Annotated in this window: 25 protein-coding genes; 13 read left to right on the top strand and 12 right to left on the bottom strand. The window is 56.6% G+C overall.

Features of this window, described 5'->3' with window-relative positions:
* Positions 1 to 14: 14 nt before the first annotated feature.
* Entirely contained in the window at positions 15 to 623 is a 609-nt protein-coding gene (locus AC2FLJ_RS00605) for an invasion associated locus B family protein (protein ID WP_109311523.1), read from the bottom strand.
* A 433-nt stretch (positions 624 to 1,056) separates the two neighbouring features.
* Here AC2FLJ_RS00605 and AC2FLJ_RS00610 point away from each other — a divergent pair, with 433 nt between their 5' ends.
* Positions 1,057 to 2,598: a helicase HerA-like domain-containing protein gene (locus tag AC2FLJ_RS00610; RefSeq protein ID WP_496704213.1), complete on the top strand. Its 1,542-nt coding sequence runs from the start codon at positions 1,057 to 1,059 to the stop codon at positions 2,596 to 2,598.
* 41 nt (positions 2,599 to 2,639) lie between these two features.
* Here AC2FLJ_RS00610 and AC2FLJ_RS00615 read toward each other — a convergent pair whose 3' ends face one another.
* The 9 genes from AC2FLJ_RS00615 to AC2FLJ_RS00655 form a co-directional block, all read right to left on the bottom strand.
* A complete protein-coding gene (locus AC2FLJ_RS00615; RefSeq protein ID WP_496704214.1) occupies positions 2,640 to 2,891 on the bottom strand; it encodes a hypothetical protein in 252 nt (83 codons plus the stop codon).
* 187 nt (positions 2,892 to 3,078) lie between these two features.
* The gene (locus AC2FLJ_RS00620) at positions 3,079 to 4,392 is read right to left on the bottom strand and encodes a branched-chain amino acid ABC transporter permease (RefSeq protein WP_496704215.1); all 1,314 of its coding nucleotides are present in this window, start codon (positions 4,390 to 4,392) and stop codon (positions 3,079 to 3,081) included.
* Positions 4,389 to 5,399 (bottom strand): branched-chain amino acid ABC transporter permease, encoded by a 1,011-nt coding sequence (locus tag AC2FLJ_RS00625; protein WP_058271609.1) that lies wholly within the window; start codon positions 5,397 to 5,399, stop codon positions 4,389 to 4,391. The genes AC2FLJ_RS00620 and AC2FLJ_RS00625 overlap by 4 nt, the downstream gene beginning before the upstream one ends.
* Positions 5,400 to 5,515: 116 nt before the next feature.
* Positions 5,516 to 5,869 (bottom strand): hypothetical protein, encoded by a 354-nt coding sequence (locus AC2FLJ_RS00630; protein ID WP_496704216.1) that lies wholly within the window; start codon positions 5,867 to 5,869, stop codon positions 5,516 to 5,518.
* A gap of 222 nt (positions 5,870 to 6,091) precedes the next feature.
* The gene (locus AC2FLJ_RS00635; protein WP_170557293.1) at positions 6,092 to 6,415 is read right to left on the bottom strand and encodes a hypothetical protein; all 324 of its coding nucleotides are present in this window, start codon (positions 6,413 to 6,415) and stop codon (positions 6,092 to 6,094) included.
* A 248-nt stretch (positions 6,416 to 6,663) separates the two neighbouring features.
* On the bottom strand, positions 6,664 to 7,107 hold the full coding sequence (locus AC2FLJ_RS00640) for a hypothetical protein (RefSeq protein WP_282151230.1): 444 nt from the start codon (positions 7,105 to 7,107) through the stop codon (positions 6,664 to 6,666).
* Entirely contained in the window at positions 7,100 to 7,942 is an 843-nt protein-coding gene (locus AC2FLJ_RS00645) for an ABC transporter ATP-binding protein (RefSeq protein WP_082637092.1), read from the bottom strand. Before AC2FLJ_RS00645 ends, AC2FLJ_RS00640 begins: the two co-directional genes overlap by 8 nt.
* On the bottom strand, positions 7,939 to 8,727 hold the full coding sequence (locus tag AC2FLJ_RS00650; RefSeq protein ID WP_282118423.1) for an ABC transporter ATP-binding protein: 789 nt from the start codon (positions 8,725 to 8,727) through the stop codon (positions 7,939 to 7,941). The genes AC2FLJ_RS00645 and AC2FLJ_RS00650 overlap by 4 nt, the downstream gene beginning before the upstream one ends.
* 130 nt (positions 8,728 to 8,857) lie before the next feature.
* Positions 8,858 to 10,039 carry an ABC transporter substrate-binding protein gene (locus AC2FLJ_RS00655; RefSeq protein ID WP_282168299.1) on the bottom strand — a complete coding sequence of 394 codons (1,182 nt, stop codon included), beginning with the start codon at positions 10,037 to 10,039 and terminating at the stop codon, positions 8,858 to 8,860.
* Between the two features lie 153 nt (positions 10,040 to 10,192).
* On the opposite strand from AC2FLJ_RS00655, the gene AC2FLJ_RS00660 reads away from it, so the two are divergent.
* The gene (locus AC2FLJ_RS00660; RefSeq protein WP_496695509.1) at positions 10,193 to 11,287 is read left to right on the top strand and encodes a PQQ-dependent sugar dehydrogenase; all 1,095 of its coding nucleotides are present in this window, start codon (positions 10,193 to 10,195) and stop codon (positions 11,285 to 11,287) included.
* Between the two features lie 7 nt (positions 11,288 to 11,294).
* Here the strand turns inward: AC2FLJ_RS00660 and AC2FLJ_RS00665 are convergent, their stop codons facing one another.
* On the bottom strand, positions 11,295 to 12,299 hold the full coding sequence (locus tag AC2FLJ_RS00665; RefSeq protein WP_282168302.1) for a GlxA family transcriptional regulator: 1,005 nt from the start codon (positions 12,297 to 12,299) through the stop codon (positions 11,295 to 11,297).
* A 169-nt stretch (positions 12,300 to 12,468) separates the two neighbouring features.
* Between AC2FLJ_RS00665 and AC2FLJ_RS00670 the strand changes: the two genes are divergently transcribed.
* Entirely contained in the window at positions 12,469 to 13,839 is a 1,371-nt protein-coding gene (locus AC2FLJ_RS00670) for a class II 3-deoxy-7-phosphoheptulonate synthase (protein ID WP_113790616.1), read from the top strand.
* A 58-nt stretch (positions 13,840 to 13,897) separates the two neighbouring features.
* Here the strand turns inward: AC2FLJ_RS00670 and AC2FLJ_RS00675 are convergent, their stop codons facing one another.
* Complete coding sequence (locus AC2FLJ_RS00675) at positions 13,898 to 14,515, bottom strand: PAS domain-containing protein (protein WP_496704217.1); 618 nt, start codon at positions 14,513 to 14,515, stop codon at positions 13,898 to 13,900.
* Positions 14,516 to 14,814: 299 nt separating this feature from the next.
* On the opposite strand from AC2FLJ_RS00675, the gene AC2FLJ_RS00680 reads away from it, so the two are divergent.
* From AC2FLJ_RS00680 to phoB, 10 genes are all read left to right on the top strand, one after another.
* Complete coding sequence (locus AC2FLJ_RS00680; protein ID WP_496704218.1) at positions 14,815 to 15,705, top strand: YicC/YloC family endoribonuclease; 891 nt, start codon at positions 14,815 to 14,817, stop codon at positions 15,703 to 15,705.
* A 16-nt stretch (positions 15,706 to 15,721) separates the two neighbouring features.
* Positions 15,722 to 16,363, top strand: a complete 642-nt coding sequence (gene gmk, locus AC2FLJ_RS00685; RefSeq protein WP_496695501.1) for a guanylate kinase — start codon at positions 15,722 to 15,724, stop codon at positions 16,361 to 16,363.
* Complete coding sequence (locus tag AC2FLJ_RS00690; RefSeq protein WP_496695500.1) at positions 16,360 to 16,884, top strand: gamma carbonic anhydrase family protein; 525 nt, start codon at positions 16,360 to 16,362, stop codon at positions 16,882 to 16,884. The genes gmk and AC2FLJ_RS00690 overlap by 4 nt, the downstream gene beginning before the upstream one ends.
* Positions 16,885 to 16,915: 31 nt before the next feature.
* Positions 16,916 to 17,962 carry an ATP-binding protein gene (locus AC2FLJ_RS00695; protein ID WP_496704219.1) on the top strand — a complete coding sequence of 349 codons (1,047 nt, stop codon included), beginning with the start codon at positions 16,916 to 16,918 and terminating at the stop codon, positions 17,960 to 17,962.
* A gap of 196 nt (positions 17,963 to 18,158) precedes the next feature.
* Complete coding sequence (locus AC2FLJ_RS00700) at positions 18,159 to 19,199, top strand: substrate-binding domain-containing protein (protein ID WP_496695496.1); 1,041 nt, start codon at positions 18,159 to 18,161, stop codon at positions 19,197 to 19,199.
* 82 nt (positions 19,200 to 19,281) lie between these two features.
* Positions 19,282 to 20,754, top strand: a complete 1,473-nt coding sequence (gene pstC, locus AC2FLJ_RS00705; RefSeq protein ID WP_496695494.1) for a phosphate ABC transporter permease subunit PstC — start codon at positions 19,282 to 19,284, stop codon at positions 20,752 to 20,754.
* Positions 20,751 to 22,112 carry a phosphate ABC transporter permease PstA gene (gene pstA / locus AC2FLJ_RS00710; RefSeq protein ID WP_282118432.1) on the top strand — a complete coding sequence of 454 codons (1,362 nt, stop codon included), beginning with the start codon at positions 20,751 to 20,753 and terminating at the stop codon, positions 22,110 to 22,112. Before pstC ends, pstA begins: the two co-directional genes overlap by 4 nt.
* A gap of 12 nt (positions 22,113 to 22,124) precedes the next feature.
* Positions 22,125 to 22,922: a phosphate ABC transporter ATP-binding protein PstB gene (gene pstB / locus AC2FLJ_RS00715; protein ID WP_108859073.1), complete on the top strand. Its 798-nt coding sequence runs from the start codon at positions 22,125 to 22,127 to the stop codon at positions 22,920 to 22,922.
* A gap of 16 nt (positions 22,923 to 22,938) precedes the next feature.
* Complete coding sequence (gene phoU / locus AC2FLJ_RS00720; RefSeq protein ID WP_058271623.1) at positions 22,939 to 23,640, top strand: phosphate signaling complex protein PhoU; 702 nt, start codon at positions 22,939 to 22,941, stop codon at positions 23,638 to 23,640.
* 12 nt (positions 23,641 to 23,652) lie between these two features.
* Positions 23,653 to 24,342, top strand: a complete 690-nt coding sequence (gene phoB / locus AC2FLJ_RS00725; RefSeq protein WP_496704220.1) for a phosphate regulon transcriptional regulator PhoB — start codon at positions 23,653 to 23,655, stop codon at positions 24,340 to 24,342.
* The last annotated feature ends 118 nt before the right edge of the window (positions 24,343 to 24,460 follow it).

The following is a 24,460-nucleotide window of genomic DNA, read 5'->3' on the forward strand; positions in this document are numbered from 1 at the left end:
AGCTTAGCGAAACCTCAGTTCTGCAGAACTTTCAAGCCTTCAAAACCTGCTGTAAAGCCTGACAGCGATACTTCAAGTTGCAGCAGTTGGTTTGGTGCGAGAACTGACACAAGCGACAAGGTCGCTTTGGTTCCGACCTTCATTGCCTCCACGTCGCCCTCGGTAAAGCCCATCTGCGCGACACAGCCAACGGGGTTACAGTGGTGGTAGTCATAGCGCTTGCCCGGAGCACCATCGATCGAAAGCGCCAACTGCGCCTGTAGCATTGTTTCCAGCGGGACAACCACGGTTGCTCCGGCAACCGCGGCCACGCCTTCGGGCAGTTTTTCCAGAGTGATTTCCGCGATCGGCTGGCCTTGCTCGCCAGTCAGGATCTGACGCATCGCGCAGGGGTCTTCGTCGGCATCGGTCTTGATGCACAGGATCGCCCAGTCGCCTTTTTCTTCCTTGACGTATTGTTCGCCGTTACGCGGACCGGTTTCACCCAGGTCCAGATCGTTGCCGATTTGAGTTTGCGAGGTCTGGGGTTGTTGTTCGGTTTCCTGCGTCGTTTCCTGAGCGTATGCGACTCCGCACCACAACGAAGCGGTCACCAGGCTGACTGAAAGGGTGTTCTTGATCATGATTGCCTCGGTCTTATGTTGGACTTTTTCACTCGTCTATCACCCTTGTCCCACACTGTCAGGGGCTAAGGTGGGTCATTTCAACATGTGAACGGTTTTTCGCCGGGTTATCGGAAATCTAGCGCTACGGCAAAAAGAACAAAGGGAGCCGGTGGAGCGGCTCCCTTCTAAAAATCTTCTCCCCGTCGGACTGGCCGACTTATTTATGCGCAGACGTTACGAAAGGCAGGGGCATCGGTCAACTGAAAACCTGAAATTTTAATGTAACGGCCATGATTTGTGAAAAAAAACCGCGCCCGAAGGCGCGGTCAGTCGACAGGGAGGAAATATGCCGCCCCGTAACCTTAGCGACGTGGGCAGCAATTAGACTTTCGCAGTTAAAGGTTAACTTTGTATGCTGGCCGCAGATCGGTGGAAATAAGGCCTTACATTCATGGACCAAAACATATTCTTGGGCGGCGGTGGCAACGACTACAGCCAGCCACAGTCGCTGACGCTGAAATATGCCAACCGTCACGGCATGATCGCGGGGGCGACGGGAACAGGTAAAACGGTAACACTGCAAATTCTGGCAGAGGGGTTTTCCCAAGCCGGTGTTCCGGTATTCCTGTCTGACGTCAAAGGGGACCTGTCCGGTCTGGCCAAGGCGGGAAGCGAAAGCCACAAGCTTCACCAAGCGTTTCAGGATCGCGCCCGGCGGATCGGCTTTGCCGATTATTCGTATGGCGCGTGCCCGGTCACGTTTTGGGATCTGTTCGGGCAACAAGGACATCCTGTTCGCACAACAGTAACCGAGATGGGACCTCTGCTGCTGTCGCGCCTGATGGATCTGAGCGAAGCGCAAGAGGGCATTCTGAACATCGCGTTCCGGGTGGCAGACGAAGAGGGACTGCCACTGCTGGACCTTAAGGACCTTCAGTCGTTGCTGGTCTGGATAGGGGAAAACCGGGCACAATTGTCTTTGCGATACGGTAACGTCTCAACCTCTTCGATCGGGGCCATACAACGCCGCCTGCTGGTTCTGGAAAACCAGGGCGGCACCAAACTGTTTGGTGAACCCGCGCTGGAACTGGCCGATCTGATGCGCGTCGATGAAAACGGTCAGGGCGTTGTGAACATACTTGCCGCCGACAAGCTGATGGGGTCACCGCGTCTGTATGCAACATTCCTGCTGTGGCTGCTGAGCGAGCTGTTTGAGGAACTGCCCGAAGTTGGCGACCCGGACAAACCCAAACTGGTGTTCTTCTTCGACGAGGCGCATTTGCTGTTCGATGATGCGCCCAAGGTTCTGGTGGACAAGGTCGAGCAGGTCGCCCGACTCATTCGCTCCAAAGGGGTGGGTGTCTATTTCATCTCTCAGAACCCGGCGGACGTTCCGGAAGACATTCTGGGTCAGCTAGGCAACCGGGTGCAGCATGCTTTGCGCGCATTCACGGCGCGGGATCGAAAGAACCTGCGGCTTGCAGCGGAAACTTATCGTGAAAACCCGGCCTTCGATACCGAAGAGGCGATCCGTGAAGTTGGTGTCGGTGAGGCCGTGACCTCGATGTTGCAGAAAAAAGGCGTGCCAGGGATCGTCGAACGCACTCTGATCCGCCCACCCGGGTCGCAACTGGGACCAATCACCAAGGCCGAGCGGAAGGCGCTGATCGATGCCTCAGCGATGAACGTGAAATACGGGCAGTTAAAGGACCGGAAATCGGCTTTTGAAATCCTTCAGTCCCGCGCAGATGCAGCAGCGCGAGCCGCGGCCAAGGCCGAAGAACAGCTGGAAACACAATCCACAGCTGAGCGTGAATTTGCGACAGCGAGACGCTATTCCGGCAGCCGGGTCGGGCGGTCATCCTCTCGCGTGATACGCAAGAAAGACACGTTCGCAACCGCTATGAGCGAGGCTGTGATCAAGGAACTGAAAGGAACAACCGGACGCCGCATTGTGCGCGGCATTCTGGGCGGTTTGTTCAAAGCCAGATAAGGGTAGTGCCGGGCAGGAGCCTTCTGCCCGGCGCGCGTATTTTACTTCAGGCGGCGCTGGCCTTCCTGTTTGCAATAGGCGTCCGCTTCGGAGACAGACATTTTGGTGGCCGGGAAGTTGGTCGCCCGATCCCAGATCACACGGTCTGGACGATATAGTTGGCAAGTAACTTCACCCTTAGGCGTCTGCACTTTTACCGGGGTCGTCTCAAAATCTTCCGGGGAAGGGATACAACCCGCAAGGGTAACGAATAGTGGGACGATAAGGGCTATTTTAGTGAAGGAAGTATTCATGTGCACTCTTCTTAAGCTCGTAGGTTTCCCGAATGATCGCGGGCCGAGCATCAATTTAGCGTAAATACTGGCCAAAAAGAGGGCTGGATCAAGGCGGTACTGGGATTCGTCTAATCCGTATACCGTATAAAATCAAGAAACCGCACCAGTCTGTTGGCGCGGTTTCATGAATTGATGGATTGTGATCTTATTTTTCCGGAATCAGACCCCTTGGACTGAACCTGAGAACAATCAGCAGGATAAGGCCCATGGTGAACAACCGCATATGCGCGGCGCTGTCGATCAAATGAGATTTGAGCGCGCTGCCATCTGGCATACTCGATGTGATCAGGCTCATGAACCACAACCCCATTGGTTCGACCTGAACCCATAGGAACCAGATCAGGAATGCGCCCAGAACAGCGCCGAAATTGTTGCCTGAACCGCCCACAATGACCATCACCCAGACAAGGAACGTAAACCGCAGCGGATTGTATGTTCCCGGCGTAAGTTGCCCGTCCAGCGTTGTCATCATCGCACCGGCGATGCCACAGATGGCCGAGCCGAGCACGAAGATCTGCAGGTGGCGGCGGGTGACATCCTTGCCCATGGCCTCTGCCGCGACCTCATTGTCGCGGATGGCGCGCATCATGCGGCCCCACGGGCTTTTCAACGCCATTTGCGCCATCCACAGCAAAGCAAGCAGAACGATCATGAACAGCAGCGAATAGCCCAGTTTGACCGACAGCGTCGACGCGATGACGGGGTCCAACCCGAACCAATCGGCGCGCGCGACAAAGCTGGGATCGTTCTGCAGTTCGACCTCGTAGCCTACCACGGGGGCAGGGCGCGGGATGCCGTAGACATTCTTGACGCCCCGGGCCAGCCAGTCTTCGTTCTTCATGATCGCAATGATGATCTCGGCAATGCCAAGCGTTGCAATTGCCAGGTAGTCCGAGCGGAGACCCAGCGCCGTTTTTCCGATCAGCCACGCCGCACCAGCAGCCAACAGACCACCCGCAGGCCAGGCCACAAGGACCGGCAGGTTCAAACCGCCGAGGTTGCCGGCAACTGCCGGATCGATTGCTTCAACACCAGCCACGCTGGGATCGAATACCGCGCGGTAAACAAAGAAGCCTACAATAAGAATGGCGACAATCGTCAAGGTTTGGGCGCGGCCCTTAGGCATCCGTGTCGCCACCAGCACCGCCGCCACAACGGTCGCAGCCCCCAAAAGCAAGGAAAGAACGATGCCGTACCCGCCCGAAGACCACGCACCGGGTGTTGGAGCGGTCGATACCAACACAACAGCCAGACCACCCAGCGCCACAAAACCCATGACACCGACATTAAAGAGGCCAGCAAATCCCCACTGCAGGTTCACCCCAATCGCCATGATGGCTGAGATCAACCCCATGTTCAGGATCAGGATTGCGGAGTTCCAGCTTTGTGTGAAACCGGTCAGCAGGATCAAGCCGCCAACGACAACAAAAAGCAGCGTGTTTTTGACAGACTCGGTCATACCGCTTTCCCTTTAAACAGGCCGGTAGGCTTGAACAGAAGCACGATCAGCAAGATGGCAAAGCTGACGGCGAATTTGTAATCGGTGGATAGGAATTGCACTAGTCCCGAAGGCGCCAGGCTTTCTGGCGCGACGTAAGTCAGCACTTTTTTCCACGCATAAGTTACGGTGACCTCGGAAAACGCGATAATGAACCCGCCCGCGATGGCACCCAGCGGGTTGCCAAGGCCGCCGACAATGGCCGAAGCGAAGATCGGAAGCAGAAGTTGGAAATAGACAAAAGGCTTAAAGCTCTTGTCCAGACCATAAAGAACACCAGCGGTGGTCGCCAATGCTGCCACGATGATCCAGGTAATCATCACAACACGCTCGGGGTTGATACCTGAAAGCAGCGCCAGATCCTCGTTATCCGAATAGGCCCGCATCGATTTGCCCGTGCGGGTCTTGTTGAGGAACCAGAACAGCAGCGCCACCGCAATAACGGCAACTACCAGAGTGATGCCCTGAGAGGTCTTGATCGCAAGTCCTTCACGCAATCCGGTCATCGCCTTAAAATCACGGGCGGATATAATGAAGCGCGCACCGTCCGAAAACCTTTGGTCATCCGGCCCGATGATAAAGCGAACAAGACCGTTCATGATGAACATGACACCCATCGAGACGATCACAAGGATCACCGGCTTGGCCTTTTGTTCCCGGTAGAACCGATAGACCAACCGATCGGTTATCAGAACAAGTACGATACAGCCCAGGATCGCAAAGGGCAGGGCCAGCAGCGCGGTGGGTAGTGGACCGAAACTCACTCCGGCCGCTTGCAGGCCCCAAGTTACCAGCACGGCAATCATCGCGCCGAAGGCCATCGTGTCGCCATGGGCAAAATTCGAAAACCGCAGGATTCCGTAGATTAGCGTGACCCCCAGCGCCCCCAGAGCCAACTGGCTGCCGTAAGCAACCGCAGGCACGATCACAAAGTTCGAAAGCGCAACAAGCGCGTTTAGTAAGTCCATCAATTCTTCTCACTGTCCGGGTGCGGCTTTATGGCACGACGCTTATGTCAGACACAACAATTTGCGCTCCCTTTTTTGGGCTGAAAGGGCCGGAATGTGAGAGAGTTATCGCTTTGTCAGCTTACGGGGTCATCGCAAATGCCACGGTCGTTTGCAGTGTGCTGCCCCTTGATGGACATGTCATAGTTTAGGTCGTCGAAATCGACGACAAAAGTGACCACGTCTTTGTCCATGATGTGGAGAAACGTCAGCGAGTTAACACCCGGTAGAATCTTGGCTTCACCCCGAATTGTGTCCGTTACGATGAAGCCGGTATCAGTCGAACCCGAACGGGCCAGAGTAACGCTACTACCATCGGTGTCCGAGACGCAGGTCACGACAAAATCAGCGCCGTCTAGCGGTCCGGAACCAGCAGCCAAACCATATGAGGGGGCGAGAAGGGCGAGTGTCAGTGCAGTCAGATTTTTCATGGTGTCCCTTGGTGGTTTGCTCCGCCTTCCAGATTGGGGTTTCTGCTGGAATGCGGGTGGTTGAGAATGAAGAGCGAACGGAGATCCGCGACGCCCTCATCTGACCTAGACAATATCATTCGGAAAAAAAGAGGAGTGAGCATGTGCTCACATCCTCTTGATATTTCTTGAGATATTAACCTCGATAGCCCCGATTTGTTTCGGGGCTCTCTGAGAGAGCACTTAGACTTCTTTACATGTCCCGTGATCGGTACCGGCATGCGGGCCTTTGACTGAAAGATCATAAGACATGTCGTCATAATGGACGACAAAGGTCATGACATCCGCGCCTTCGATATAGACAAACGTCATGTTGCCAACGCCTTTAAGCACCATGGCATCGCCGGAAATGTTCGCAGTTTCGATGTTGCCCTTGTCTCCTTCCGGTGCCCTGTTGAGGCGCACTTCGCTACCGTCGCGGTCTGAGACGCAGACAAAGTGGCGCTCTTCCGCCGTTGCGGCAGTTGCGCACAAGGTGGCGACGGCCACACACATCCATTTTTTCATTTATGGGTCCTGAATAGAGTTTTTCATTCAGAAGGTTCGCTTGATTTCACGGAGCTAACTTTGGTTGACCGGGAAACCGTTTCCTTCACAAAGCCCGGCGCTAAACGCACAATGTGACCGGATTGCAGCCGAGGCGTGGAAATCTTGGGATGGTAGGAGAATTTCGGGAAACTTCGGGTATTGATTTCAGACAATTTCGGGAACAAGGATGACGTTGGAGAGCGCCATAATGGCATTGAGGAACTCCATTAAAACTCCAGTCCGCATTTTCCGGAGAATGCGCGTCTTGCTTGGCCTGCTTGCGCATAATCGACATAGCGCATTGGCAGGGTAAGAAGTGTCACTGCCACTTCGGTGTCTGAGGTCTTCGTCACATACATGTTTATGTGTTTGTCGTCCTGTGTCCGAGATGCGGTCAGCAAGTCGTTTTTCGCGGTGGCGGTCCACTCTTGTCCATTTGATAAACGGATTTTCGAAGTGATTTCGCCTGCCCTTGCTATCTGATCCACAGAAAAGTCACCAAAATTGCTTTGAACAAGCTCTGGTGGAGTACCCAAAAGTTCGAGCGTGAGTTCAGCGCCCTCGCAGTCCTCCACATACGCGCAGGTTTCTTGCAAGGCGCAGGGAGTTGAAAGCGCTGTACTGCCAATTGCGGTAAACGCGAGCGTCGCCACGGCCTTCAACTCACCCACCCAAGAAACTCTTTCGCACCTCAGGATCGGCCAACAGTTCCTTGCCTGTACCGGTATAAGCATTTCGACCTTGAACCAGAACGTAACCCTTGTCGGCAATCTCCAGGGCCTGACGAGCATTCTGCTCCACCATCAGGATTGGCAAACCAGTGCGGGAAACCTCGATGATCCGGTCGAACAGCTCGTCCATCACGATGGGCGATACACCTGCGGTTGGTTCGTCCAGCATCAGCACCTTAGGCTGGGTCATCAGCGCGCGGCCGACGGCGACCTGCTGACGCTGACCGCCCGAAAGCTCTCCAGCCGGCTGGTTGCGTTTGTCACGCAGGATGGGGAAGAGGTCATAGACCTGCTCCATCGTCTGACTGATGTCGTCGCGACGGATAAAAGCGCCCATCTCAAGGTTTTCTTCGACCGTCATCGACGTGAAGATATTCGAGGTCTGTGGAACAAATCCCATACCGCGGATCACACGGTCCTGCGGGGTGAGATTGGTGATATCTTCGCCATCCAGGCGGACAGAGCCCGCCCGCACGTCCAGCATCCCGAACACGGCCTTCATGGCGGTCGACTTTCCGGCACCGTTAGGGCCAACGATGACTGCGATCTCACCCTTGTCGACCGCGATAGTACAGTCGTGCAGGATGTCCGGCCCTTTGCCGTAACCGCCGGTCATGGTGTCGCCGATCAGAAAGGGACCGCCTTCAACCTTGGAAACGGGACCGCTTTTCGCATGCGCGGGGGTCATGGTGCCAACGCCGCGGGTATTGGTGATCGAGGCGTCTTTGTTGCCGTGATCGTCCTGATAGGGATTATCGCCTGCACCCGCGGTCATGTTTGGGCCTCCAGCTTGTCTTTGTTCTTGAGGCCGGTCCCCAGATAGGCTTCGATCACGTGCTCATTGGCCTTGATCTCGTCCAGTGTACCCTCAGCCAGAACCTTGCCCTCGGCCATACAGATGACCGGGTCGCAGATCTTGCCAATAAAATCCATGTCGTGCTCGATGACGACGAAAGTATAGCCGCGTTCCTTGTTTAGACGCAGGATCGTGTCGGCGATGGTCATCAACAGGGTGCGGTTCACGCCTGCGCCGACCTCGTCCAGAAACACGATTTTGGCGTCGACCATCATGGTGCGGCCGAGTTCCAGCAGCTTCTTCTGACCGCCCGAGACCTGACCCGCCTTGTGGTCGGCCAGATGTTCGATAGTTAGAAACTCAAGCACCTCATCGGCCTTGGCCTTCAGGGCTCGTTCTTCGTCGGCGATGCGCTTGCGACCAAACCAGGTGTTCCACAGGGATTCACCTGATTGCGTGCCGGGCACCATCATCAGATTCTCGCGGCAGGACATCGAAGAGAATTCGTGCGCGATCTGGAAGGTGCGCAGCAGACCTTTGTGAAACAAATCATGAGGAGGCAGGCCGGTGATCTCTTCGCCGTCCATGAACACTCTGCCGCTTGTCGGAGGCAGAACGCCCGCGATCACGTTGAAAAGGGTGGTCTTTCCCGCCCCGTTCGGCCCGATCAGGCCTGTGATCGAACCTTTTTGGATTTCCAGCGACGCCCCATCCACCGCGTGAAACCCGCCGAAATGCTTGTGCACGTCCTCGACGACGATCATCTTTTCCCCTTGCCACCCTTGTCGGTGTTTCTGCTTCTTCGACCCCAAAAGGTGAGGTGCGGCCTTTTTTCATTGAAACAGCCCGGACACAAGGCCCGGGCTGCTTGATTTTATGACGTTTAAGACCGGATCAACGGAAGTTGACGGTCTTGTTTTCGCCGTCGGTTACTTCGATCTCGCGGTAGGAACCCGCGCTTTCACCGGGGCCGATCAGCTCAACGCCCGATGCGCCGACATAGTCGATGTCCTGGCCAGCGGCGAGAAGCTCCAGACCTTTGGCCAGTTCACCCGGATAGATCTTCTCGCCCGGGGCGTTGGCGACATCCAATATCTTGGCGCCGTATTCAGCCGGGTTAGTAGAACCTGCGGCCTGCATGGCCAGCATGAACAGCGCGGCGGCGTCATAGGATTCAGGCGAATAGGGCGACGAACCGTCAAAGCCTGCGGCCTCGGCCATGGCAAAGTACTTTTCAGCACCTTCACCGCCCGAACCGGCGATCTGACCAAACGAGCCGTTCAGGTCGGGACCGACGTTGGAAGGCAGCGAGTCACCGATCATGCCGCCCGGCAGACCGAATGTTTCGAACGCACCACTGTCCAGCGAGGACTGGATGATGCCCAGACCGCCCTGGTCCAGATAGCCTGCAACAACCAAAATGTCGCCACCGGCCGACGCCAGCGCACCAACTTCAGCCGAGTAGTCAGCCTTGCCGTCTTCGTGCGCGGCAACGATGGTCACTTCACCACCGGCTGCTTCGAACGAGGATTGGATCGCGTCTGCCAGACCCTTGCCGTAGTCGTTGTTGGTGTAGGTCAGGGCGATCGAGTTGATGCCGCGATCCTTCAGGATGTCAGCCATCACTTCGCCTTCACGTGCATCCGACGGGGCGGTGCGGAAGAACAGGCCGTTGTCTTCCATGGTCGACAGACCCGGCGATGTCGCCGACGGCGAGATCATGACCATGCCGTTCGGGATCGCAACGTTTTGCAGGATCGCGCCGGTCACACCCGAGCAGTCGCCGCCGACAATACCGGCAACGCCGTCCGCGATCATGCGTTCGCCGTTTGATGTCGCCAGACCGTTGTCGATACAGCCGGTGTCAGCGCGCGACGCGGTGACCTTTGAGCCGTCCAGCAGTTTGCCGGATTCGGTGACTTCGGCCATCGCCATTTCAGCGCCGGAACCCATTGCAGGTGCAAGCGATTCAATCGGGCCGGTAAAGCCAAAGAGGACGCCCAAAGTGACGTCTTCGGCCAGTGCCGGACCAGCCAGCAGAGCGGATGCTGCAGTTGCAGTAAGCAGCTTTTTCATATGGTTACTCCCTTATTGGAACGTATTCGTTCTGGGCAAGACCCTAGGCAAGCTGTCTGGAAAAGAAAAGTCCTAACGCAAATGTGTTTTTGCCAATAATAAACCTATTTGTTTTGATGAGCTTGTCACATTTTACCAGAGTTGGAGATTCTCATGTTTAGGGCTGCCGCGATTCTGGTCCTGTCGGTTTTTGCTGGCCCCATCAGCGCCGATACCCTTCAAACCTCTGCCGGGACGGTTCAGGTCACGGCGATGGTTACCGGGCTGGATGCACCTTGGGCCATCGGGTTATTGCCCGGGGGCGGCACATTGGTGACCGAACGGGACGGCGAGCTTTTGTTTGTCTCGCAAGGCGGGGTCAAACGCATTGCCGGGGTGCCCAAGGTGGCTGCGAACGGGCAGGGCGGGTTGCTCGATATCACCGTGGCACGGGATTTTTCACAGTCTCGCGAGGTGTTTCTCACCTTCTCCAAACCTCAAAGCGGCGGGGCGGGAACGGCGGTGGCCGTGGCGCGCCTGTCGGAAAACGGGGGCCGTTTGGACAACGTGCAGATCATTTTCGAAGCGGTTCCTGGAGGTTCGACCGGCCGACACTTTGGTTCGCGTGTGGTCGAGGCACAGGACGGAACGCTGTTTGTAACGATTGGAGATCGCGGAGACCGTCCGTCAGCGCAGGACAGGTCAAACCACATGGGCACCGTCATTCGCATAAATCGCGACGGCACGGTGCCTGCTGACAATCCTTTTGTCGGGCAAGCCGGTATTCGACCTGAGATTTGGTCAATTGGCCATCGCAACCCGCAGGGCGCTGGGTTGGACCGGCAGGGTCGCTTGTGGATTTCAGAGCATGGTGCGCAGGGCGGGGATGAAGTGAACCTGATCCAACCGGGGCGGAATTTCGGCTGGCCGGTGATATCCTATGGCGTTCACTACTCGGGCCAAAAAATCGGAGAGGGGACCTCGAAACCGGGTATGGAACAGCCTGAACATTATTGGGACCCGTCCATCGCACCGTCCGGTTTGCTGGTCTATTCCGGCAAGCTTTGGCCAGAGTGGCGGGGCGATATCTTTGTCGGGTCGCTCAAGTTTGACTACATCTCGCGCCTTGAAGGAACACTGCTGCGCGAGGTCGAACAGATCAAGGGACCGGAAACCGAGCGTGTTCGGGACATCGTCGAAGCCCCGGATGGGGCGATCTGGTTCATTTCGGTGGGACAGGGAGCCATCTATCGCATGAACCCCAAATAGGCGCGGATCAAACCGAAAGCCGCCCGCTTTGAGCACCACGCTCACGGTAAGGCGTGGTGTTGTAATGGGCCCGGTAGCATTTTGAGAAATGGCTGGGTGAGGCAAAGCCGCAAGCAAGAGCCACATTGATCACGCTCATATCTGTCTGCATCAGCAGGTTGCGCGCTTTGTGCAGGCGCAGTTCCATATAGTATCGCTTGGGCGAGCGGCTGAGGTAGCGCCGGAACAGGCGTTCCAGCTGGCGCGTGGACATGCCGACATCCTTGGCCAGTATCGAGGGTGAGATCGGCTCTTCGATGTTCTTTTCCATCATCAGGATGACCTGGCTTAGCTTGGGGTGGCGTACACCAATCCGGGTCGGGGTCGACAGGCGCTGTGTATCCTGATCGGTACGGATCGAGGAATAGATCATCTGATCCGCTACGGCATTCGCCAGATCCTCACCATAATCATCGGCAATGATCTTGAGCATCAGGTCGATTGAGGATGTGCCGCCCGCGGTCGTCATCCGGTTACCGTCGATCTGAAAAACCGATTTGGTAAGCTCGACCTCGTCGAATTCTTCGATAAAGCTGTCAGAATTCTCCCAGTGGATCGTGGCGCGTTTGCCGTCCAGCAACCCGGCTTTGGCCAACGTATAAGCTGCCGTACACAATCCGCCGATGCGCAAACCGCGCCGGGCCTCGCGCCGGACCCAATTCAGCACTTTCTTTGTTGTCGCCAATTGAACGTCTACGCCACCGCAGATCAGAATCACGTCGTCGCGTTGTAGTTCGACCAAGTCGGCTTCAACGTTAAAGGTAGTCCCGGCAGAACAGCTGACCGTATCACCACCTTCACCAGCAAGGGTCCACGTGTAGAGTTCTTTGTCTGCCATACGGTTGGCAATCCGCAGGCTGTCCAACGCCGAGGCAAAAGACAGCAGGGAAAACTTGTCCAAAAGGACAAATACGAAATGCCGAGGATTGGCCTCAGCGCCTTCCACTGTGACAACTTGGCGTTGCTCTTGCATGGCTTGGTGTCCTTGATTCGGCGCGTTGTTACGTCGCGTCCGGCGTCGTTGTTGCCAGCCACCATGATCAAAGCTTGTTTCCCCCGTCAAGAGGCGCAAATCGTATATGGTCACTCTTCAATGCATTTTGTATAGAGACGACCTGACTACTTCAGCGGAGATCAAAGCTATGACCGAATGGCAAAAAACGAACTGGCGCAACAAGCCCCGGGTTCAGATGCCAGACTATATCGATGCGGCCGCGCTGGCCAAAGTCGAGGCTCAGCTTTCTCAGTATCCCCCGCTGGTCTTTGCTGGCGAAGCACGGCGTCTCAAGCAACATCTGGGTGCGGCCGGTCGCGGCGAGGCTTTCCTGTTGCAGGGCGGGGATTGTGCTGAAAGCTTTGAACAATTCAGCGCGGATGCAATTCGTGACACCTTTAAGGTGATGCTGCAGATGGCGATGGTACTGACCTATGGTGCCAAGGTGCCCGTGGTCAAAGTGGGCCGCATGGCGGGCCAGTTTGCCAAGCCGCGCAGTGCGCCGACCGAGGTTTTGGACGGTGTTGAGCTGCCCAGCTACCGTGGTGACATCATCAACGAGCTGGCTTTCACACCCGAAGCCCGCATCCCGAATCCCAGCAAGATGCTGCAGGCCTACACGCAAGCTGCAGCTACCTTGAACCTGTTGCGTGCATTCTCGACCGGCGGATTCGCCGATATGAGCATGGTGCATTCGTGGACATTGGGCTTCACGGATGAACAGGATGTTCAGAAATACTCGGAAATTGCGGACCGTATTCAAGACACGATCGACTTCATGGATGCCGCCGGAATCACAGCGGACACTACGCATGAGTTCTCAACCGTGGAGTTTTACACCAGCCATGAAGGCTTGCTGCTGGAATACGAAGAGGCTCTGACCCGTCTCGATTCGACGTCTGGCAACTGGTTGGCAGGGTCCGGTCACATGATCTGGATCGGCGATCGCACGCGTCAGCCAGACGGTGCGCATGTGGAATTCTGCAGCGGTGTTCTGAACCCGATTGGTCTGAAATGTGGCCCGACCACGACAGCCGAGGACCTCAAGGTTCTTATGGCCAAGCTGAACCCGGAAAACGAAGAGGGTCGCCTGACCCTGATCGCACGGTTTGGCGCAGGCAAGGCAGGCGAACACCTGCCGCGTCTGGTCAAGGCGGTTAAGGAAGAGGGCGCCAAGGTGACCTGGGTCTGCGACCCAATGCATGGCAACACGATCAAGTCGGCAACCGGGTACAAAACCCGTCCGTTCGACTCGGTCCTGCGTGAGGTGCGCGACTTCTTTGGCGTTCATCAGGCCGAGGGTACGGTTCCCGGCGGTGTGCATTTCGAGATGACCGGTTTGGACGTCACCGAATGCACCGGGGGTGTGCGCGCGGTGACCGAAGAGGACCTGTCGGACCGCTACCACACAGCGTGCGACCCACGCTTGAACGCGTCCCAGTCCTTGGAACTGGCATTCCTGGTTGCAGAAGAACTGACCAACTTGCGCCGCGACCGCAAAAAGCGCGCAGCCGGTTAAGGTTATCAAAATTCAACGAAAAGGCGGGCTGCACAGGCCCGCCTTTTTTTGTTTGTGATTAGTCGTCGCGCGACACAACCAGCCTCAGATGTGAACCGGGACGGTCAAATTTTTGCTGATCTTCGGCGAAGCCAGTCTTGACCGTTTGCGACGGTTTGGGAACCTGCACATGCGACACCGGGCGCAAGTTGGTTTCTGAGATTTTGAACCGACGGGGTGTTGGACCGATTGCGCCGTCGCTGACCAATACACCGAGAATGCGGCTGACATCACCCAGATCACTTTTCAACGGCAACAGAAGCATGCGGGCCTGCAATTGCACACGCCCAAGCCGGCCCGATGAGTCCAGGGTCAGATTCGCGATTGCTGGCTGTGCGAGTACTTGTTCCGACACGGTTTTGATCTGGTCCCGTGCGCCGGGCTCAAAGAAAGAGGTCAGCGGCATACCACGCACTTCCATCCCGGCCAGCTGGTTCAAATGCCTCCCGGCCAGACGGAACCGGGTAAGTCCGGGGGCGATGCGTTCCAGAACGAAAGTGTATTCCAAAATGTTCTCAAGCCCGCGGGGGTCGATTTGCGACCGCATGGGAACACCGTCACCTGTCAAAAGTGCCGTCCAATACGCCTCGGCCTGCCGGATAGGCGAAAGGCTGCGCCCGCTGTCAAAACGATCCATAGCGACGATCTTTCCAAAACTTGACCCGAAACCGTTCCCGAAAAAGGTTTTCATCATTATCACCCTGGCGCCTATCGACCGTCATTTTCCTAAAATGCGAAATACTGGGGACCTCGATCCGAGACCGGTGTTCGCAGGTGTAAGACTGACGCAGGTTGAATCAATTTTGGAGTAAATCTTTAACGAATGGTTAACGACTGGCCGACAAAGGCAGAGTCAGCAAACTCTTGCCCTGTGCGGGCAGTTCGCATTAGGTGCGCCCAGCAAACTGAAAACTGGCAGCTATGGAAAGGGCAGGCATGATTAAATCCATGACGGGTTTCGCCTCGGGCAAAGGGGCGTTTGGGCCGCATAGCTGGACGTGGGAGTTGCGCAGCGTGAACGGCAAGGGGCTGGACATGCGTCTGCGCGTGCCGGACTGGTTGACCGGGCTTGAGGCCGCATTGCGCGCCGCCATGTCGAAACAACTCAGTCGGGGCAATGTGACATTGTCTTTGCGCCTCAGCCGAGATGAGACGCAGGCGGACCTAGTCCTGAACGAGACTGCCATGGGTGCCGTTCTTGAGGCTGTGGCGCGAACGCAGGAAATGGCCATTGCGCGGGACGTAACCCTTAGGCCCTCGACAGCCGCGGATCTGATCTCGCTCAAGGGTATGTTGGATGCGGGCAGTGATGGGGATGACCCGGGCCCATTGGTTGGCCAACTGACGACAGAGTTCACTGGCCTATTGGGCGAATTCATAGAAATGCGCCAGTCTGAAGGGCGGGTGCTGGCGACTGTTCTCGAAGATCAACTAGGGCAGGTGGCTTCATTAACGGTCCAGGCGGCAGAGCTGGCAGAGCAGCGCAAGGACAAAATGGCCGAGGCGCTGCGGGATAATCTGGCGCGGGTAATGGACAACGCGCAGGGGGCTGATCCGGACCGCGTTGCTCAGGAAATGGCGTTGATTGCCGTCAAGGCGGACATCACCGAAGAGATTGATCGCCTGAAAGCGCATGTCGTGGCAGCCCGCGATCTGCTGGCGCAGGACGCGGCGGTCGGGCGCAAGCTGGATTTCCTGATGCAGGAGTTTAACCGCGAGGCCAATACCTTGTGCTCAAAGGCGCAAAGCGCGGAATTGACAGCGGTAGGCCTTGAGTTGAAGGCCGTAATAGATCAGATGCGCGAGCAAGTGCAGAACGTAGAATAACCACAGGAGCGCCCAAATGGCGGATCGACGCGGCCTATTAATCATTCTGTCCTCGCCTTCGGGGGCCGGTAAATCGACCCTGGCGAAACGGCTGATGCAGTGGGATTCTGAGCTGGAGTTTTCGGTCTCGGCCACCACCCGCGCACCACGTCCAGGTGAGGAAGACGGACGCGAGTATTACTTCCTTAGTGAAGATGCGTTCCGGCAGCAGGTGTCTGAGGGGCAAATGCTGGAACACGCGCACGTGTTCGGCAATTTCTACGGCTCACCTGCGGGTCCGGTACGCGAGTCCATTAACAGCGGCAAAGACGTTCTGTTTGACGTGGACTGGCAAGGTGAGGTGCAAATCCGAAATTCGGACCTGGGCAAGCACGCATTGTCGATCTTTATCCTGCCGCCGTCGATCCCTGAGCTGCGCCGCAGGCTGGAAAGCCGCGGTCAGGACAGTGAAGACGTGATCGCAAAACGTATGCTGAAAAGTTGGGATGAGATTAGCCACTGGGGCTATTATGACTATGTTCTGATCAATGACGATCTGAATGCCACCGAAGAAAAGCTGAAAACCATCGTCAGCGCCGAACGCATGCGCCGCATCCAGCAGCCCAGCCTGCAAAACCATGTCCGCACGTTGCAAAACGAATTTGAGGGCTTGGCATGACCATTTACGCTTTGGGTGAAATCGTTCCGCAAATCCACGAAGACACCTGGGTTGCGCCGGACGCCAACCTGATTGGGAAAGTCGTTCTGGAACAGGGAGCCTCGGTCTGGTTCGGCTGCACCATCCGCGCCGACCACGAAGAAATCCGCGTGGGCGAGGGCAGCAACGTCCAGGAAAACTGCGTCATGCATATCGACGCCGGGTATCCGCTGACCATTGGTAAGAACTGCACCATCGGACACAAGGTCATGCTGCATGGCTGCACGATCGGGGAAAACACGCTGATCGGAATGGGCGCGATTGTTCTGAATGGGGCGAAGATCGGGAAAAACTGCCTGATCGGTGCCGGCGCCCTGATTACGGAAGGCAAAGATATACCCGATAACTCTCTGGTCATGGGGTCGCCGGGCAAAATTGTGCGCGAACTGGATGAGGCTGCAGCGCAAAAAATCACCTTCAGCGCGCTTCACTATCAGCAGAATATGCGCGCGTTTCGCAAAACTTTGAAACCTGTGTCCTAGGTTGATTCCAAACGCATCAAGAGTGACGGAAATGCCAAACGACCTGCTTGCTGAAATTGTGTCGGCCATTCCGATGCCCACGCTTATGGTTGATCAGACCGAGCGCATCATAGCGGCCAACACCGAAGCCAAAACCATGCTGGGTCAGAACATCGAAGGCCGTCATTTCGCGACGATCCTTCGGCAGCCACAAGTTATCGACGCGATAGAGCAGAGCCTGCGTAACAAGGGCTCGACCAAAACGCGCCATTTGTCCAATGATGGTGCCCAGGACACCACTTTCGAAGTGCAATGCCGTTACATGAACGGTGTGGGCGCGGTGGAGGGCGGTGCCGTGATGGTTGTTTTCCAGGATGTCACGCATCTGGAACAGGCCGGACAAATGAGACGCGACTTCGTGGCGAATGTCAGCCACGAACTGCGTACGCCTCTGACCGCTCTGATGGGCTTTATAGAAACATTGCGCGGTCCAGCGCGAGACGATGCAGCCGCCCGTGAACGGTTTCTGCAGATCATGACCGACGAAGCCAATCGGATGAACCGGCTGGTCGGCGATCTGCTATCCCTGAACCGGGTCGAGAGCGAAGAGCGAGTTCGCCCCAAAGAGCAGCTTGATCTGACAGGCCTGTTGCAATCAACGCTGACAACGCTGCGTCCTCTGGCCGAGGCTGCAAATGTGGACCTGACACTGGATACGTCTTCGGGACCAATCTCGGTGACCGGAGACAGCGACCAACTGCGCCAAGTGTTCACGAACCTCGTTGAGAACGCCATCAAATATGGTGGGAGCGGCGGTAGTGTTGATGTGCGTTTTCAGGCCTCGGAGCGCGACACCGCCATGCGCGGTCCTGCGGTTCGGGTCCAGATCGCAGACAAAGGCCCAGGCATTGATGCCGTACATCTGCCGCGCCTTACTGAGCGATTCTATCGCGCCGACAGTCACAGGTCCCGCGAATTGGGCGGTACAGGATTGGGCCTGGCGATTGTAAAGCACATCGTCAACCGCCATAGGGGCCGGTTGCGTGTCGAAAGCACCCTGGGCAAAGGTTCTGTATTTACAGTGATTTTGCCACGCTGATCTCGGACTTCCAGCGCGGGTCCATTTCGAACGCGAACGGTGTTCCGTGGGGTCAAGTTAAGAAAACGTAAGAAAATCGTTACGTGTCATAAAACCGTTACGAACTTGTCACAAAAGGCTTACCGACGCCTCTTAGGGGTTCGCCCCAAGATCATCATGGGGGTGATCAGAATTTACCTTTCTCAAGGAGACTGTAATGTCCTTTGTTAAACTGTCGGCTTCGGCTCTCACCATCGCCGCTGTATCGGCCACCACGGCCGCCGCTCGTGATCAGGTTCAGGTTGCAGGGTCGTCGACCGTTCTGCCTTATGCCTCGATCGTGGCTGAAGCCTTCGGTGAAAACTTTGACTTCCCGACACCGGTTGTTGAATCGGGTGGTTCCTCGGCAGGTCTGAAGCGTTTCTGTGAAGGTGTTGGCGAAAACACCATCGACGTTGCAAACGCATCGCGCCAGATCCGTGAAAAAGAAATCAAAGCCTGTGCCGAAAACGGCGTGACCGACATCATCGAAGTTCAGATCGGTTATGACGGCATCGTTTTCGCATCTGACATCAACGGCAACTCGTTCGAGTTCACGCCGGAAGACTGGTACAAAGCGCTGGCCGCGAAAATCGTTGTAGACGGTGAAGTCGTCGACAACCCGAACAAAACCTGGGCCGACGTGAACCCGGATTTCCCGGCGCAACCGATCGCAACCTTCATTCCGGGCACCAAGCACGGCACACGTGAAGTGTTTGAAGACAAGGTGATCCTGGCAGGTTGTGAGCACCTGGGCGATTTCGAAGTGTTCAAGGCAGCCGCCGGCGACGACAAGAAAGCGGCTGAAAAGCAGTGCATCGCCATCCGCACCGACGGCGTTTCGGTCGACATCGACGGTGACTACACCGAAACTCTGGCCCGTATCGACAGCAACAAAGACGGCATCGGCGTCTTTGGTCTGGCGTTCTACGAGAACAACACCGACAAGCTGCAAGTCGCAACCATGTCTGACGTTGTTCCTTCGACCGAGTCGATCGCAACCGGCGAATACCCGGTTTCGCGCCCGCTGTTCTTCTACGTGAAGAAAGCACATATCGGCGTGATCCCCGGCCTGAAAGAATATGCTGAGTTCTTCGTCGCTGACGAGATCGCAGGCCCCGACGGTCCGCTGGCAGAATACGGCCTGGTATCTGACCCTGAGCTGGTCAATGTACAGGAAGCGGTTGCCAACGAAACCACGCTGGGCAGCGGTTCCTAATCACTCTTACGAACGGAACCGGGGCGGCTTTTCGCGCCCCGGTTCTTTTTGACTCCATCTCTGCCATCCCCACGGAGTTCTCATGGCGTTATCCTGGCTGTTGCTTATCCTGCTTGCGCTGGCAGTGATCGGATTTTTTGCGGGTCGGTCCCGCGCTTTGGCAAGTGCGGGTGGTAACGTCCGCGATTTGCATTCTTTACCGTCTTACTACGGTTACAACGTTGCGTTGACGGCTCTGGTTCCCGCAGTTGGGGTGCTGATCGTCTGGCTTCTTGCCCAGCCGATGATCGTAAACAGCACGGTATCCGGCCTTATTCCCGATCAGGCAGTGCCCGAAGGGTCGGATCGCGGCCTGATCATGAGCGAAGTGCGCCGTGTCGCCTACGGCCTGGACGGCGCTGTCGCCAGCGGTGCAATGACCGAAACTCAAGCCCGAAACGGCAATGCGGATATTGAAGCGCTGACTAAAACGCTGAAAGACGCGGGCCAGGTTCTGACGCAGGACGTCACGCAGCCGATATTAGTCGCGGCACAGAAGTTCCGCAGCATGACGTCCTCAGGGACAGTTGCGATGCAGGTCGTGGTTTTGGCCTTGGCCCTGCTTGGGGCCGCCTTTGCTTATGTGCGTACGCACAAGGAGTTTCGGGCCCGCAACGTGGTAGAGCAGGGGGTTCTGGCCCTTCTATTGCTGGCCGCGTCGATCGCGATCCTGACAACCATCGGCATTGTTCTTTCGATGCTGTTTGAGACGATGAACTTCTTTCAGCTGCATTCGTGGAAGGATTTCTTCTTCGGCAGCACATGGGCACCGAACTTTCGCGGTGGCAGTGAACTGTCGATCCTACCGCTGTTGTGGGGCACGCTGTACATCTCTGTGATCGCGCTGCTTGTGGCGGTCCCGATTGGCCTGTTTGCCGCGATCTATCTGTCCGAGTATGCGTCGGGCGTGACGCGGTCCATCGCCAAGCCACTGTTGGAAATCCTCGCCGGTATTCCGACCATCGTTTACGGTCTGTTTGCTCTGCTGACTGTGGGCCCGGCGCTGGTGTCGATGTTCGGCGACGGTGGCATGCTGGGTGTGGGTTGGATGGCCAGCTCAAACGCGGTTCTGACTGCTGGGTTGGTTATGGGGATCATGCTGATCCCGTTTGTCTCGTCACTGTCGGACGACATTATCAACGCGGTGCCACAAACCATGCGCGACGGCTCGCTGGGTCTGGGCGCGACGCATTCGGAAACCGTACGCAACGTGATCCTGCCAGCTGCGCTGCCGGGTATCGTCGGCGCGATCCTTCTTGCCGCAAGCCGCGCCATTGGTGAAACGATGATCGTTGTGATGGCCGCCGGAGCGATTGCCAAATTCTCGGGCAACCCGTTCGAGGCGATGACAACCATCACCACGCGGATTGTCAGCCAGCTAACAGGTGATACCGATTTTGCCAGCCCCGAGACGCTGGTGGCCTTTGCGCTGGGTCTGACCCTGTTCATCATCACACTGGGGCTGAACATCTTCGCCCTCTACATCGTACGCAAATACCGGGAGCAGTACGAATGACCGATATTTCCCAAACGCCTGACGCTGCTCCGACCGCGAAGCCCAAAGGTGGTTCGCTGTTCGAAAAGGATGCACGCACCAAGCGGCGCAATGCGGCTGAAAGCCGGTTCAAAATGTACGGCATCGCCGCCATCGGGATCGGCTTGCTGATGCTAATTGTGCTGGTGACCAATATTGTCACGGCCGGAACCGGTGCCTTTCAGCAAAGCTTTCTTGAATTGAATGTCGAGCTTAAGGCCGACAAGCTGGACAAGAAGGGCAACCGCAATATCGAGGATATCAAAAAGGTTTCGACCTTTGGTTATGCCCCTCTGATCGCGTCTGCGCTGGAAAGCGAAGTTGAGAAGCTGGGCATCCAGACAGACCTGAAACCCAAGGAGATGGGCAAGATCCTGTCCAAGGCCGCGCAGGCCGAGTTGCGGAACTATGTGATCGCCAACCCTGATGAGATCGGCAAGACCGTCAGCTTCCGCTTTTTGGTCAACAGCCGTGTCGATGGCTACATGAAGGGCCGCGTAACCCGCGAGTCGATTGCCAACGACAAAAGCATTTCGGTCGAACAGTTGGATTTCGTGGATCAACTTCGCGATGCGGGTGTGCTGTACAAAGCCTTCAACCTGGATTTCATTTTCGGTGCGGATGCCTCTGATCAACGGCCCGAAGCGGCTGGGATCGGTGTCTCCATGCTGGGTTCATTGTTCATGATGTTGGTGGTTCTAGCACTGGCCTTGCCTATCGGTGTGGCGGCTTCGATTTATCTTGAAGAGTTCGCACCGCAAAACCGGCTGACTGACATCATCGAGGTCAACATCTCGAACCTGGCCGCGGTGCCGTCGATCGTGTTCGGTATTCTGGGTCTGGCTGTGTTCATCAACTACATGCACCTCCCGACGTCAGCCCCGCTGGTGGGTGGTCTGGTGCTGACCCTGATGACCTTGCCGACGATCATCATCTCGACCCGCGCATCGTTGAAGGCGGTCCCGCCGTCGATCCGTGATGCGGCGCTGGGGGTAGGGGCCTCGAAAATGCAGGCGGTTTTCCACCATGTCCTGCCGCTGGCCGCGCCCGGTATTCTGACAGGCACGATCATTGGTCTGGCACAGGCACTGGGGGAAACCGCACCGCTGCTGCTGATCGGTATGGTGGGCTTTATCGCCTCGAACCCGCCCGACGGAATTGTTGCGGGTTTCCTGTCGCCCAACTCGGCCATGCCGGCGCAGATCTATGAATGGTCCAAACGCGCCGACCCGGCCTTTTATGAACGCGCATGGGGGGGCATCATCATCCTGTTGATCTTCCTCGTTACAATGAACACCATTGCGGTACTTCTGCGCCGCCGCTTTGAACGCCGCTGGTAAATGGGGGCTATTATGAATGATATGACACGAGTGGAGAGAACCGTGGACTCCAAAGCCATCAAGATTGCCGCCAACAACGTTCAAGTATTTTACGGCGACACGCACGCCATCAAAGACGTGGACGTCCAAATCGAGGATAAGACCGTAACGGCCTTTATCGGCCCATCGGGCTGCGGCAAGTCCACTTTTCTGCGCTGCCTCAACCGGATGAACGACACCATCGACATTTGCCGGGTCGAAGGCGATATCCTGCTGGACGGCGAGGACATTTACGACAAGCGCGTCGACCCGGTTCAGTTGCGTGCCAAGGTCGGAATGGTGTTTCAGAAACCCAACCCGTTCCCCAAGTCGATCTATGACAACGTGGCCTATGGCCCGCGCATCCATGGTCTTGCAAAGAATAAATCAGAACTCGATGATATTGTTGAGAAATCTCTGCGTCGCGCTGCGATCTGGGATGAAGTCAAAGACCGCTTGGACGCCCCCGGTACAGGCCTGTCCGGTGGTCAGCAGCAGCGACTGTGCATTGCCCGTGCCGTGGCAACGGAACCTGAGGTTTTGCTAATGGATGAGCCTTGCTCGGCGTTGGACCCGATTGCCACAGCCCAGGTCGAGGAACTGATTGACGAACTGCGCTCGCGCTATTCGGTGGTAATCGTGACACACTCAATGCAACAGGCTGCGCGGGTGAGCCAGAAAACGGCGTTCTTCCATTTGGGCAACCTCGTGGAATTCGGCGAAACCGGCCAGATCTTTACCAACCCCGAAGACCCCCGCACGGAAAGCTACATCACCGGCCGTATTGGCTGAGGACAGGTATTTGAACATGACCGAACAACATATTGCATCCGCATTCGACCGCGACCTTGAAGCGGTTCAGGCCCATATCATGAAGATGGGCGGTCTGGTCGAGGCCGCGATCATGAATGCCGCGCGCTCGCTTGAAACCCGGGATGTCGAATTGGCCCAAGAGGTGCGTCAGGGCGACAAAGCCATTGATGCGCTTGAGGATCTGATCAACGAAGAAACCGCGCGGGTGATCGCACTGCGGGCACCCACAGCGAGCGACCTGCGTCTGGTTCTGTCTGTTCTGAAGGTCTCGGCCAACCTGGAACGTATCGGCGACTATTCCAAGAACATTGCCAAACGCACCACGGTTCTTGTCGACGCCGGCGAGATCAACGGCAGTGCCGCGGCCCTGCGCCGTATGGCGCGCGAGGTTGAGCGGATGCTGCGCGACGCGTTGGACGCTTATATTCAACGTGACGCAGAATTGGCCGCTGACGTGATCCAGCGGGATGAAGAAGTAGACCAGATGTATAACGGCCTGTTCCGCGAGTTTCTGACCTTCATGGCTGAAGATCCCCGCAACATCTCGTCGTGCATGCACCTGCATTTCATCGCAAAAAACATTGAACGGATGGGCGATCACGTTACAGCCATCGCTGAACAGGTGGTTTATCTGGTGACTGGGGAACGGCCGTCGGAAGCACGTCCCAAAGCCGATACCACCTCGCAAACCGCCTAGGAGGCAACGATTATGTCCGCTGATCAGCCTACGGTACTGGTTGTTGAGGATGAACTGGCCCAGCGTGAAGTGCTGGCTTACAACCTCGAAGCAGAAGGGTTTCGTGTATCCAAGGCAGCCAATGGCGACGAGGCATTGCTGCTAGTTGATGAAGACAGCCCGGACATCATCGTTCTGGACTGGATGATGCCCAACCTCACCGGGATCGAAGTGTGCCGGCGCCTTAAAACGCGCCCGGATACACGATCGATCCCCATCATCATGCTTTCAGCCCGGTCGGAAGAAGTCGACAAGGTGCGTGGTCTGGAAACCGGGGCGGATGACTATGTGGTCAAGCCGTATTCGGTTGTCGAGCTTATGGCGCGCGTTCGCACACAGTTGCGCCGTGTTCGCCCGGCGACGGTCGGTATCAAGCTTGAATTTGCGGATATCATTCTGGATTCCGAGACACATAAGGTCAGCCGCAATAGCAAGCCGCTGAAACTGGGCCCGACCGAGTTTCGTCTGTTGAGCACGTTCATGGAAAAACCGGGCCGCGTATGGAGCCGCGAACAGCTGCTGGACCGGGTCTGGGGGCGCGATATCTACGTCGATACCAGAACGGTTGACGTTCACATCGGCCGCCTGCGCAAGGCGCTGACGCAGCATGGCGGTGAAGATCCCGTGCGTACGGTTCGCGGCGCAGGGTATGCGCTGGGGTAAAAACGCAGGGCAGGGCGCACTGCCCTGTTCTATGCGGTTTACTCATGGTTCGTTGCGAAACTGTAGCTGTTATTTGCGGTTACGGCAGGGTATTTTTCGACAAAGCCGACTAGCGGAG

This window comes from Ruegeria sp. CDSA034 (assembly GCF_059612275.1).